The following is a 12,723-nucleotide window of genomic DNA, read 5'->3' on the forward strand; positions in this document are numbered from 1 at the left end:
AACCGGTCTCGTTGTTCGTATGCCCTCGGGGCGTCGATGACAGGGGCCGCACCGGCCGGCGTCATCGCAACGCGCCGGTGGTGTGCGGGACGAACACCACCGGAAGGCTGTCCTTGAGGGCGTTGTAGATGCGGCACCGCTTCTTGTACTCGGCGACGAGCTGGTCGGCGGTCACATGGTCGGCGCCGTCGATGAAGCACTCCATGATGAGCGTGCCCAGGTAGTCCCCCTCGACCTTGCGCTCGATCCGGGCGAAGATCTCGACCTGGCGCTCCGGCTGACCGTCCTCGACGAAGTCGTACCGGAACGCGTTCAGCGCGCAGGAGACGAGCGAGGCGACGAGCAGGTCGAGTGAACTGGCCTCCTCGCCCGGGCCGCCGCTGCGTACGGAGCCGTCCGACAGGATCTCGAACCCCGGGCCGCCGATGCTGTAGCGGCCGCGGACGTCGGTGGTCCGCCCGTGCAGATTGCTGGTCACGGTTGTCTTGTCGCTCATCGTAGGAGTCTAGAGGCGCGGCGGGTGACCGGTCGTGGAGTCCGGAGTCTGGGCGCCGGTCGTGGTCGCCACCCGCAGTTGGTCGGCCAGCAGCGACACGACGCGGGTGAGTGAGCGGTTGTCCTCCTGGAGCACGGCGATCCGCCGCTCCAGTTCCTCGATGCGCGCCTGCAGTTCACGCTGGCTCGGTCTGCGTTGCCCGCGCGCGGCCGGCGGGGGAGTGCCGGGCTCCCAGCCGTCGCCGTGGCCGTCGGGGGAGTCGTAGTCGTAACTGCCGTCGTCGTAGCGCGTGAGCCACTTGCGCAGCGACTGGGGGCCGACCTCGAACTCCTCGGCGACCTCACGGACGATCGAGCGGTTCTCGGGCTCGTCGCGGCGCCGCTGGAGCACCCGCTCGACCGCCCGCCGGCGGATCTCGTCGCTGTACTTCCGGTCAAACACCATGCCGGTTTCCCCGTTCAGGAGACTGCAACATTCTTGTCACGATACTTCAAGGACACCCGTGACAACATATCGGCTACGAGGCGCTCGTAACCCAGACCTGATCCCGTTGTCTCTTCGAACCACCGTCCGGACTGCGCCGGACAGCGGATCGACCAGGGACGATGCCGGAGCAGGGCGGTCGACGACGCAGAGTCGAACGAGTCGCACCTCGTGTAAGACGTAGCGGTCCATATCAGAAGTTTTATGTACCGCGGTATCGCGAGTATCGCGTCGCCCGACGCGGCCGCAGACCGCCTGTCGCTGCCTGGCCGCGCACGGCGGTCCGGTGGCCGACCGCTCACCCCGAGCCGATCGAGAGGAACAACAAGTCGTGTCCAGTTCACGCCGGTGGCGCTGGCTCGCCGCAGTGGTCGCCGCGCTGTCGCTTCTCGCCACCGCCGCCTGCTCGGGCAACGGTGAGCAGAGCGCGGCCGGAGCCGAGGTCGCCAAGAAGGACCGCTACGGAGGCACCCTCAACATCGGGCTCAGCGCGGACCCCGGGGGTGTCGACGCCGCCGTGGTCAACCAGGTCTGGCGCACGGTGGCCCGGGCCCTGGCCGACTCACTGGTGTTCTACAACCCCAGGACCAAGCAGGTCGAGCCCTGGCTCGCCACGAGCTGGACGATGAGCGACGACGCGCGGGTGTACTCGTTCAAGCTGCGCGACGACGTCACCTTCCACGACGGCACCCACCTCACCTCGAAGGTCGTCAAGGCCAACCTGGAGAGCCTGAACCGGCCGGGCATCCACTCCAGCGCCAAGACCATCGTGCAGGGCATCAGCCGGATCGAGACGCCCTCGGAGCACGAGATCACGGTCGAGTTCGCGCAGCCCAACGCCGCCTTCCTGACCTCCCTGTCGCGTGCGTACGTCGGGATCGTCTCGGAGAAGACCGCCAGGCTCCCGGTGGAGAAGCGGCAGCAGTGGCTCGACGGCTCCGGCCCGTTCTATCTCCAGGAGTACGTCCCGAACCAGCGCATCGTGCTGAAGAAGCGCGACGACTACCACTGGGCACCCGCGTACTTCCGGCACACGGGACCGGCCTATCTCGACCAGGTCGTCTACAAGATCATCCCCGAGGACTCGGTCCGCAACGGCGCGGTCGTCGCAGGCGACGAACTCCAGTTCGTCTACTGGGTCAACGCCAAGTACGTCCCCCAGCTCCAGAGCGCCGGGCTGACCATCTCGAAGACCCTCAACCCGGCCACCGGGACCGAGCTGCCGGTGAACACCTCGTCGAAGTTCCTCAAGGACGTCCGGGTCAGGCAGGCACTGCAGATCGGCATCGACCGGGACGAGTTTGTGAAGATCGACTCGGGCGGCATCGACCAGCCCGCGACCGGCCCGCTGAGCAAGGACAACCCCTACTACTCGGATCAGAGCGCGCTGCTGAAGTACGACCCCGAGCGCGCCAAGTCCCTGCTGGAACAGGCGGGCTGGGCCAGGACCGGCTCCGACGGCATCCGGGTCGACGCCGAGGGCGAGCGGCTGTCGCTGCGCGCACCGGAGGACGACGCGGGCTGGCAGGTGCTCCAGGACCAGTGGAAGAAGCTCGGCGTCGAACTCGTTCTCGACCCGCCGCTGGCCGCCGAGGCCAACGAGAAACTGCTCAGCGGCGAGTACGACATCGCCTACTGGTACGCGTCCTCGCCGGACCCGGACGTCCTGCGGGCCAACTACGGGAAGACGACCGGCTCCGACCGCAGCTTCATCGCCGACGACGACAAGACCGGCAAGGAACTCGACCGGCTCCTTCAGGAGCAGAACCAGACGGTCGACAAGGAAAAGCGCCAGAAGCTGGTCGACCAGGCGTCCCGCATCCTCGTCGAGCGGGCCTACGAGATCCCCGTGTCCAACGACGTCGACATCTGGGCCTACTCGCCCCGGCTGCACGACATCGAGCCCGTCGGACTCGACCAGTACCTGATCAACGCCTGGCTGGCGAAGAAGTAGAGCCATGGCACGATACGGTCTTCGGCTCCTTCACGGCGTCATCGTGGTGTGGGGCGCCTTCACCGGAGCCTTCTTCCTGCTGTACGTGGTGCCCGGCGACGCGGCGGGCGGTCTGACGGCCGGCGCCGACGGCGGCGACGTCAAGCAACTCCTGGCCGAGCAGCGTGAGTTGCTGGGCCTGGACCGCCCGGTGTACGTGCAGTACTGGGACGCTCTGACCGGGGCCCTGCACGGGGACTTCGGCCAGAGCGTCTACCAGCGCAGGCCGGCGGTGGACGTGTACGTCGAATCCTTCCCCCAGACACTCCAACTGGCCCTCCTCGGACTGCTCCTGGCCGCAGTGCTGGGGGTGACGCTGTCCGTGGTCATCGAGCTGACCGACTGGAAGTGGGCGCGTGAACTGCTCATCTCGCTGCCACCGATAGCGGTGTCGCTGCCGCCCTTCCTGGTCGGGCTGGTGCTGCTCCAGGTGTTCGCCTTCCAACTGCACTGGATCAAGGCGGTCAGCGACCAGGGGTTCGGCGGGCTGCTCGTCGCCTCGGTGGCCCTCGCGGTGGCCGGCGGCGGCAGCATCTCCCAACTGCTGACGGCCAACCTCCGCGCCGCGCTGACCTCGCCGTACATCGAGACCGCCCGCAACTGGGGGCTCAGCCGGTTCGACATCGTCGTCCGGCACGCCCTGAAGAACGCCGCGCTGCCGGTCCTCACCTCGCTGGGCACCACCGTCGGCGTCATGGTCGGCGGGACGGTGCTGACGGAGACGGTGTTCTCCCGGCTCGGCGTGGGCCGGCTCGTGGTCGACGCGGTGAACGGCCGTGACATGCCCGTCGTCCTGGTCGCGGTCACGATCAGCGCGGTGATCTTCGTCGTGGTGAACCTGGTCGTCGACGCCCTCTACCCGTTGCTCGACAAGCGGATCCGATGGGAGGGATGACATGACGGTTCTTCAAGCGAAGGCATCCACGCCGTCGCCGGCCCGCTCCCGGGCGCTCGGACGGCATGCGGCCGAACTGCTGCGCTCGCCCGGACTGCTCGCGGCCTGCCTGTGGGTCGCCGTCATCCTCGCGGCGGCCGTCCACCCCGGCCTGTTCGCGCCCGGCGACCCGCTGCGGCAGGACGCCTCGCAGATGCTGCTCCCACCCGGCTCGGGCCACCTGTTCGGCACGGACGACTTCGGCCGCGACCAGTTCACCCGCACCGTGTGGGGCACACGGCTCTCGCTCCAGGCCGCGTTGATCGCCGTGGCCATCGGTCTGGTGAGCGGTTCCTCGATCGGGCTCGTGGCCGGCGCGCTGCGCGGCCGGGCCGACAGCGTCCTGATGCGGATCGTCGACATCATGCTGGCGGTGCCGAGCCTGATCGTCTCACTCGCGATCATCTCCGCCCTGGGACGCGGAACGCTCAACATCGCCGTCGCCATCGGCATCAACAGCACCGCGGGGTTCGCCCGGCTGATGCGGTCCGAAGTGCTCAGGGTCAGCAACGCCCCGTACGTCGAGGCGTCGGTCTTCGCCGGGCACGGCTATGTCCGCCGGCTGTTCAGACATGTCGTGCCGAACGCGTCCCGCTCGGTGCTGGCCGCGGCGACGATGGACATCGGCACGGCGATCCTGACCGTCGCCGCGCTGAGCTTCCTCGGACTGGGCGCGCCCCCGCCGACGCCCGAATGGGGCCTTCTGGTGGCCGAGGGGCGCACGTTCATCGGAGTCCAGTGGTGGCTGAGCCTGCTGCCCGGCCTGGTGATCGTGACGACCGTGCTCGCGGTCTACCGCATCGGCAGATCGTTCAACCGAGGGAGGACACGTGTCGTCGCCTGACCCCGCGGGCACGCCGCTGCTGCGCATGCGCGACGTGAGCGTCGAGTTCGCGCTGCCCGGACGCGCCGCGACTCCCGTGCTCGACGGCGTGAGCCTGGACGTGTCGGCGGGATCGATCCGGGCCGTCGTCGGCGAGTCCGGATCGGGCAAGTCCACCCTCGGCCGGGTCGTCACGGGGACCCTCGCCGAGAACGGACGCATCACCGCGGGCGAGGTGGTCCTCGGCGGACGCCCGCTCACCGGGCTGTCCGAACGGCACTACCGGGCCGTGCGGGGCCGGGAGATCGGCTACATACCCCAGGACGCCCTGCTCGGCCTGAACCCGCTGCTGCCCGTCGGTGTCCAGGCAGCGGAACCGTTGCGCGCGCACGGCCTGGCCTCCCGCGCGGAGCGCCGCGAACGGGTCATCGACCTGTTCGCGAAGGTCGGGCTGCGCGACCCGGAGCGTCTGTACGCGCGCTACCCGCACGAGCTGTCCGGGGGAATGTGCCAACGTGTGCTCATCGCCGCCGCGATGAGCACACGGCCCCGGCTGCTGATCGCCGACGAGCCGACGACCGCACTCGACGTCACGGTGCAGAAGACCATCCTCGACCTGCTGTCGGGCCTGGTGGAGAGCGAAGACCTCGCAATCCTGCTGATCACCCACGACCTGGGGGTCGCCGCCGAGCGGGCCGACGACATCGCCGTGGTGAAGGACGGGCGGATCGTGCGCAGCGGACGGACCGGCGAGGTCGTCGCCGACCCGGGCGACCCGTACACGGAGAACCTGCTGCGGTCCTCCTCGCTTGGCTTCTCCGGCCGGCGGGCCGCGACCGCCCGACTGGAGTACTTCCGCACCGTGCCCGCAACCTCCCCGGTGGTGGTCGAGGCCAAGGGGGTCGGCAGGACGTTCACGTCCCGCCGCGGCCCGGACACGGTCACCGCGGTGTCCGACGCCTCGTTCCGGGTGCGCAAGGGGACCACGCTGGGCATCGTCGGTGCGTCGGGTTCGGGCAAGACCACCCTGGTGCGCATCCTCGCCGGCCTGACCCCGGCGGACACCGGGACGGTCGAGATCGACGGCGAACCCGTCGTCCATCACCGCCGGGGCGCCGGGCAGGCCGGCCTCTACCGCACGGTGCAGATGGTCTACCAGGACCCCTTCGCCTCCCTGAACCCGAGGTCCACGGTCCGCGCGATCCTCGACGAACCGCTCAAGGGCCACAAGTACGGCCCGGCGCCGGAACGTGCCCGCAGGATCACGGAGCTGCTGGAGGTGACCGGCCTGCCCGCGTCGCTCGCCGACCGGTACACGGCCGAACTCTCGGGCGGCCAGCGGCAGCGGGTGGCCATCGCCCGCGCGCTGGCGCCGCGCCCGGACGTCGTCATCCTGGACGAGCCGGTCTCCGCCCTCGACGTGACCGTGCAACGCCAGATCCTCGACCTGCTCGACTCCCTGCAACGCGAACTGGCGCTGACCTACCTCTTCATCTCGCACGACCTGGGCGTGATCGCCGAGATGTCCGACGAGATCGTCGTCCTGCACCACGGACACATCGTCGAGCGCGGCCCCGCCCTGGGCATCCTCACCAAGCCGCGGACCGACTACGTCAAGCAGCTGCTCACATCGATCCCCGGTGCCGTCACGCCCCGCTCGGCCCTGACCTCGTAGATCCGCAACAACCCTGAAAGGTGGGACTTCCCCATGCCCGAGCGACAGCTCCATCTGGGCTATATGCACTGGCTGAACGGCACACACTGGGGCGGCTGGCGGCACCCGGACGCGCCCACGGCGCAGGCGTTCGAGCTGGACTACGCGGTCAAGGCGCTGCGGACCGTCGAGGACGCGAAGTTCGACTTCTTCTTCCTCGGGGACACCCTGCCCGGTGACATCGCCGAGGAACAGTGGATCACCACCCACAACACCGGACGTCTGGAACCCTTCACCCTGGCCTCCCAACTCGCCCTCGCCTCCTCGAAGATCGGGCTCGTCGTGACGGCGCACCCGACGTTCTACGAGCCGTACATCCTGGCGAGGCTGACGGCATCCCTCGATCACCTCAGCGGTGGACGGCTGGCGTGGAACGTCGTGCTGGGCGCCTCCGACCTGGCGGCCCGCAACTTCAGCCTGCCCGACCTCGGCGGCGCCGGCCGCTACGAGCGTGCGGACGAGTTCATCCACGTCGTCCAGCGGCTGTGGGACAGCATCGAGGAGGGCGCCTACCTCCAGGACAAGAAGACCGGGCACTACGTCGACGACACCTTGGTCCACCGGCTCGAATGGAAGGGCCGGCACTTCCAGGTCGCCGGTACGCTGCCACTGGAGCGTCCGCCCCAGGGCCACATCCCGCTGCTGTACGCCGGTGCCTCCGAACTCTCCCGTGAGCTGACCGCGAAGTGGGCCGACATCAACTTCACCGGCCCCGCCACACCGGAGGACTCGATCGCGTTCAACACCGATGTGCGGCAGCGAGCCGAACGCCTGCGCGGCAGGGTGGACCCGATCTTCTTCCTGCCCGGGATCACACCGCTCATCGGTGACACACGGGCGGCGGCGGTCGAGCTGTACGAGGAGCTGAACGCGCTGCTGCCGTTCGACGACGACATCGTGGAGGGCGACCAGGACGAGTCGTACTGGTCGGGTCCGCAGTGGGCCCGGATCAACGGGTCACGGTCCCCGCTGCCCAAGGGCGTGCGCAGCGTGCGCTCCCTGTCCGAGCGGATCGGCGTGGACCTGCGGCCGCTCGGCATCGACGGCATCGTCAAGCCGGACCGGGCGGAACAGTTCAACGCGTATGGCCGCCGGCTGCTCACGGCGCTGGCCGAGCGCACCGACCGCACCGTGGCGGGCGGCGGCGTCCGGGTCAGGGACCTGCTGGGCGCCTCGATCGCCGGGAACTTCCCCCTGGTGACCGGCACGGCCGCTCAGGTCGCCGACACCCTGATCGACTGGTTCGACCGGGGCGCAGCCGAGGGATTCAACGTGAGCACACCCTTCCTGTGGGAGCAGTTGGAGCGTTTCACCGGTGAGGTGGTCCCGATCCTGCAAGAACGCGGCGTGTACCGGAGCGAGTACACGAGCGACACCTTCCGCGGCCACTTCGGCCTGGACACACCCCCCAACAGCTTTGCCACCACGGGCCGGGAGGAACGATCCGCATGAGCGGCCGACGCGCACTCCGCCTCGGACTCGCGGCCTACGGCACCGGTTGGGACCTGGACGCCTGGCGGCTGCCTGAGGCGACCAACTTCGGGCTGCGCGACCCCAGCGTCATCCTGGACATCGCCCGGGTCGCCGAGCGCGGCAGACTGGACTACGTCTTCGCCGGCAGCGCCCTCGGCAGCGAACCGGACCGCCTCAACCGGATCTTCCGGTGGGACAACTTCGTGTACGCCGGCCACGCCGCCGCGATCACCCGGAACCTCGGGTTCGTGATGTCGGTGAACTCCTCCTTCGAGCATCCCTACGCCGTCGCCCGGCAGTTGGCGACCCTGGACAACTTCAACCGGGGACGCACGGCGCTGAACGTCGTCTTCGGCATCGACCGCGACGGCGACCCGATCGGCAACTACGGCAAGAACCCGGTGCCCACCGAGGAGACGAAGTACGCGCGCGCCCGGGAGTTCACCACGGTCGTCAACCGGCTGCTGTACGAGAGCTGGGACGACGATCTCCTCCTGGACGACAAGGCGGCCGGCACCCTGGTGCGGCCCGGGTCCTGGCACCGGATCGACTTCCACGGCGAACACTTCGACGTCCGCGGCCCGTTGAACGTCCCGCCGCCGGTGCAGCGCCACATCCCGATCGTCCAGGTGGGCCTCTCCGAGGAGTCCCTGCGCTACGGCGCCGACTTCGCGCAGCTGCGCTTCTCACCGTACTTCGGGATCAGCCGCGGCAAGGAGGAGTACCGCAGGCTCAAGGAGCGCGTCGCGGCCAACGGGCGCGATCCCGACAAGTTCAAGATCATCCCTGGGATCACCTTCCACCTCGGGGGCACCGTCCGGGAGGCCCGGGCCAAGTTCAACGAGATCAACGCCTTCCAGCTCACCCAGGCACTGCCGGCCGCGTTCTCCGAGGCCCTCGGCATCGATCTGTCGAGGGTCCGCGACAGCGAACGCGTCCTCGACGTCGTCGACTTCGACGCCGTCGGCGACGATGCGCTCAGGCCGTTGATCAGCGACCGGGCGCGCGACGCCAAGAACGACCGGGAGCTGCTGCGGCAGATCCTCGCCACCCAGATCGGCGAGGACGCGACCCTGCGCGAGCTGTACCACTACGTCCAGCGGTCCCGGCACGAACAGCAGCCGGCCGTCGTCGGCGACGCGAAGACCATCGCCGACTGGCTGGAGGAGAACCTGGACGAGGAAGTGCTCGACGGAGTCCAGCTGTTCCCCCCGTACCACCGCGGACCGGCCGACCTGTTCGTCGACCTCGTCGTCCCGGAGCTGCAACGCCGTGGCATCTTCCGGACCGAGTACGAGGCCCCGACGCTCCAGGGCCTGCTGGACACCGACGACGTCTACTGAGGAGTGCGGACAACCGTGCCATCTGCTGTGCAACTCCCCGACGGGCACCGTCAGCTCGGCGCCTCGGGCCTCGTCCTGTCCGAGATCGGCATCGGTGCCAGCACCTTCGGGCGGTCGGGCATGCGAGCGACCGGCCAGGAGGCGGTCACCGCGATCGTCGACCGCGCGATCGACCTCGGCGTCACCTACTTCGACCTCGCCGAGGGCTACGGTGACCGGCCCGGACAGAGCGAGGAACTGTTCGCCGCCGCGCTTCGCGGCCGCCGTGAACAGGTCGTCATCGGCACCAAGTTCGGGCTGAACCTGAGCCGGGAACGCGGCGCCGCCTACGCCCGTCCTGGTTCCCGCAAGTACGTCATCGCCGCAGTCGAGGAGTCACTGCGGCGGCTGCGCACCGACTACATCGACCTCTACCAGATCCACTTCCCCGACCCCCTCACCCCGGTCGAGGAAACCCTGTCGGCACTCGACACCCTGGTGAGATCGGGGAAGGTACGGTACATCGGCGCGTCCAACTTCAAGGCGTGGCAGATCGTCGAGGCGGAACACGTCGCCAGGGCGCAGGGGTTCACCCGGTTCGTGTCGACGACCGACGAGTACAGCCTGCTGTGGCGCAAGCCGGAGGAGGAGCTGATCTGGGCCCTGCGCCGGCACGGCCTGGGCTTCATCCCGTACTTCCCCCTCCAGAACGGGCTGCTCACCGGCAAGTACTCCGCGGAGCACGCGCCGGCCGACGCCAAGATCACCAACCTGAAGCATTACCTGCTGCGTGCGGCGCCCTGGGAGGCGCTGGCGACGTTCGAACGGTTCGCGCGCGAGCGCGGCATCACGCCCGCCGCGGCGGCACTCGGCTGGCTGCTCGCCCAGCCGACGGTCACGAGCGTGATCGCGGGGGTGACCGTGCCCGGGCAGGTCGACGAGAACGTCCTGGCCTCCCGATGGGTCCCCACCGCCGAGGAGGAGGCCGAACTGCGCGGCCTGTTCACCGGCGATCTGTCGGGCGGCCCCGGAGTGGTGGACCGCGGCTGAGGTGCCGGGGACGCGGGCCCCCGGCACCGGCGCTCACCCCGCCGGCGGCGGGTGCGCACCCGGCTGTGCCCCGGTCGTGGTCGGCCGCGCGGGATCGGTGATCCAGGCGGACCACGAACCGGGGTACAGAGCGGCCTCGACGCCCAGGTGCGCGAGCGCCAGCACGGTCGTCGTCGCCGACACCCCGCTGCCGCAGTACGCGCCGATCTCCTGTCCGTCCAGGTGCGCCGAGTACAGGGCACGCAGCGCCGCGGCGTCGCGCAGTCGGCCGTCGGTGAAGTTGTCCGAGCCGGGGATGCTGTGCGCGCCCGGGATGTGACCGGTCCCCGTCCGCCGCGGGTCGCCGGCATACGCCTTCGGGGCCCGCGCGTCGATGAGATGCCCCGACGCGGCAAGCCGTCCGGCGTCCTCCGCGGTGAGCACGGAGAGTGAACCCGGCCGTACGACGGCCGTCCCGGCGGCCGGCGGCGGAACACGGGCGTCGAGCGGTCCGCCGATCTCCTGCCAGGCGGACAGGCCGCCGTTCAGGTACTGCACGTTCGCCACGCCGGCCCAGCGAAGAACCCACCAGGCACGGGTGGCGACGGCCGGGCTGTGCCGTGCGTGGACGACGACCGTGCTGTCGTCGTCCACGCCCCAGGTGCGCAACCGTTCCTCCAGCTGGCCCGGGTCGGGGAGCGGGCCGGTGCCTGAGGTCCCGGTCCGCTCCCCGACGAGGTCGTTGTCGAACGGCACGAAGTGAGCGCCGGGTATGTGTCCCGCCAGATAGGAGTGCCGTGCCCCGACGTCGTCCGCCGTCTTTTGGCCGACCTCAAGGACAACGATCTTCGCGCCGGTGCGCAGGGCGGTGGCGAGCTGATTCGCCGACGTGACGACGGCCTTCGTGGACGCTGGATGCACCTGATGCCCTCCCTGTTCCGCTGGTGAAACAACCATCGCCTACAGGGAAGGAACACGCTATATAGCGTGTATGACAGCATCAAGAAGTTATTGCGTAGCTGATATGTATCATGTGGCGGCGCGAGGCCGCTGAGCGGTTCGGCTCAGGCCGCGGCCACCCGTTGGGCCACGTCCTTGCCCTTGGCGGCGGCGTCCTCCAGGGCCCTGGCCCAGGAGTGCTCGGCCAGGGGGACGAGTTCGGCCATGGCCGGATTGACGGCGGCGGCGGTCAGTTCGGGGACGATGAAGTCGATGTCGAAGCCCATGTACTCGCCGAGGATGGACCGCAGGTAGTTCTGGACGTGCTCGGACGACTCCCGCGCAGTGCCCGGCGCGTAGGAGCCACCCCGGCTGGCCACGACGGTGAGCGGGACGCCCTTGACGCTGGAGCCGTCACCCGTGGTGTGGTCGACCATGAGCACATGGTCGATCCAGCTCTTGAGGGTCGAGGGGATCGTGAAGTTGTACATCGGGGCGCCGAGCAGCACGGCGTCGGCCCGCTCCAGCTCCTCGACCAGCGTCAGGCGCCTGGCGAACGCCGCGGCCTGCACCGGCGTCCGGGAATCCGCGTCCACGAAGGCCGCGGAGACATCGTGCACATCCAGATGGGGCAGCGGGTCAGCGGCGAGGTCGCGGTGGACCACCGTGCCGCCGGGGTGCTGCTCCTGCCACGCGTCGCGGAACTTCAGTGCCACGGTGCGGGACTTGGAATCGGTGCCCGGGTGCAGGGAGGAATCGAGGTGGAGCAGGGTTGCCATGGGGAACTCCAGGTGCGTGATGCGTGATCTTTCGTGGCCGCCGGCAGGGCAGCACGTGTCCACGGTGCTCCGCGGGCACGGTCGACACCAGGAGCCGATTAGTCACTAATGAAAAGTAAGTGGGTGACGCCCGCCGGAGGCCCGCAGGGCGACGTTCACTCCGGGCGCGGGGGACGGTCTGCTCGACCCAGCCGGTCTTGCCGTCGCCCGCGCGGCTTCGCGTGACGGCCGGCGTCGGTGACGGGTGCGCCGGCCATCAGTTCAAGGCACTCGCGGCCACGGTCTTCGGCCTGCTCCTGGAACAGGCCCGGCAACTCCCTTTCCGGCAGGGCGGCTTCGTCGGCGACACCGGCTTCCGCCGGCAGGTGTCAGCGGTGGTCGCCGGCCTCGGCCTCGGGATCGCCGGTCCGCCGGGCGGCGCGCCGGACGCTCCACTGCGCCAGCGGCTGCAGGGCGGCCATCAGGGCCCTGCCCTCTCCGCTCAAGCCGTAGTGCACCTGCACCGGGGTGCTGGGGACCACGGTCCGCTCGATGAGTCCTTCCGCTTCGAGCTCCTTCAGCCGCTGCGCGAGCAGCCGGTCCGAGATGCCGTCGATCAGGGCCCGGAACTCGCCGAAGCGATGGGCGCCCTGGAGGGCGGCTGCCAGGACCGAGCCCGTCCAGCGGCGCCCGACCAGTTCGAGGGCGCCCTGGAAACTCGGGCATGTGTCGTCATGGATGGAGCCGCGCTGCACATGC

General features: G+C 69.5%; 12 protein-coding genes. 7 read left to right on the top strand and 5 right to left on the bottom strand.

The genetic code is table 11. The annotated features are described in order from the left end of the window. Positions 1-61 precede the first annotated feature (61 nt). On the bottom strand, positions 62-496 hold the full coding sequence (locus tag ACIRFL_RS01535) for an OsmC family protein (RefSeq protein ID WP_404022987.1): 435 nt from the start codon (positions 494-496) through the stop codon (positions 62-64). 9 nt (positions 497-505) lie between these two features. Next, the gene (locus ACIRFL_RS01540; protein ID WP_404022989.1) at positions 506-940 is read right to left on the bottom strand and encodes a transposase; all 435 of its coding nucleotides are present in this window, start codon (positions 938-940) and stop codon (positions 506-508) included. Positions 941-1,310: 370 nt separating this feature from the next. On the opposite strand from ACIRFL_RS01540, the gene ACIRFL_RS01545 reads away from it, so the two are divergent. Genes ACIRFL_RS01545 through ACIRFL_RS01575 form a run of 7 tightly spaced genes read left to right on the top strand, consistent with a single transcriptional unit; the run spans position 1,311 to position 10,288 of the window. Next, the gene (locus ACIRFL_RS01545) at positions 1,311-2,933 is read left to right on the top strand and encodes an ABC transporter substrate-binding protein (RefSeq protein WP_404022991.1); all 1,623 of its coding nucleotides are present in this window, start codon (positions 1,311-1,313) and stop codon (positions 2,931-2,933) included. A 4-nt stretch (positions 2,934-2,937) separates the two neighbouring features. Beyond that, positions 2,938-3,867: an ABC transporter permease gene (locus ACIRFL_RS01550; RefSeq protein ID WP_404022992.1), complete on the top strand. Its 930-nt coding sequence runs from the start codon at positions 2,938-2,940 to the stop codon at positions 3,865-3,867. 1 nt (position 3,868) lies between these two features. Continuing rightward, entirely contained in the window at positions 3,869-4,750 is an 882-nt protein-coding gene (locus ACIRFL_RS01555; RefSeq protein WP_404022993.1) for an ABC transporter permease, read from the top strand. Next, positions 4,737-6,404 (top strand): dipeptide ABC transporter ATP-binding protein, encoded by a 1,668-nt coding sequence (locus ACIRFL_RS01560; protein WP_404022994.1) that lies wholly within the window; start codon positions 4,737-4,739, stop codon positions 6,402-6,404. Before ACIRFL_RS01555 ends, ACIRFL_RS01560 begins: the two co-directional genes overlap by 14 nt. Positions 6,405-6,437: 33 nt before the next feature. Beyond that, complete coding sequence (locus ACIRFL_RS01565; protein ID WP_404022995.1) at positions 6,438-7,895, top strand: LLM class flavin-dependent oxidoreductase; 1,458 nt, start codon at positions 6,438-6,440, stop codon at positions 7,893-7,895. Further along, a complete protein-coding gene (locus ACIRFL_RS01570) occupies positions 7,892-9,259 on the top strand; it encodes an NtaA/DmoA family FMN-dependent monooxygenase (protein ID WP_404022996.1) in 1,368 nt (455 codons plus the stop codon). The genes ACIRFL_RS01565 and ACIRFL_RS01570 overlap by 4 nt, the downstream gene beginning before the upstream one ends. 15 nt (positions 9,260-9,274) lie before the next feature. Next, positions 9,275-10,288, top strand: a complete 1,014-nt coding sequence (locus ACIRFL_RS01575; RefSeq protein WP_404022998.1) for an aldo/keto reductase — start codon at positions 9,275-9,277, stop codon at positions 10,286-10,288. Between the two features lie 33 nt (positions 10,289-10,321). Here the strand turns inward: ACIRFL_RS01575 and ACIRFL_RS01580 are convergent, their stop codons facing one another. From ACIRFL_RS01580 to ACIRFL_RS01590, 3 genes are all read right to left on the bottom strand, one after another. Beyond that, positions 10,322-11,188 (bottom strand): sulfurtransferase, encoded by an 867-nt coding sequence (locus ACIRFL_RS01580; protein WP_404022999.1) that lies wholly within the window; start codon positions 11,186-11,188, stop codon positions 10,322-10,324. 143 nt (positions 11,189-11,331) lie between these two features. Beyond that, complete coding sequence (locus ACIRFL_RS01585) at positions 11,332-11,985, bottom strand: FMN-dependent NADH-azoreductase (protein ID WP_404023001.1); 654 nt, start codon at positions 11,983-11,985, stop codon at positions 11,332-11,334. A 368-nt stretch (positions 11,986-12,353) separates the two neighbouring features. Next, entirely contained in the window at positions 12,354-12,719 is a 366-nt protein-coding gene (locus ACIRFL_RS01590; protein ID WP_404023003.1) for a winged helix-turn-helix transcriptional regulator, read from the bottom strand. Positions 12,720-12,723: the final 4 nt, after the last annotated feature.

The sequence above is a fragment of the Streptomyces sp. NPDC102462 genome (genome assembly GCF_044765425.1).
In the GTDB taxonomy this organism is placed as follows: domain Bacteria; phylum Actinomycetota; class Actinomycetes; order Streptomycetales; family Streptomycetaceae; genus Streptomyces.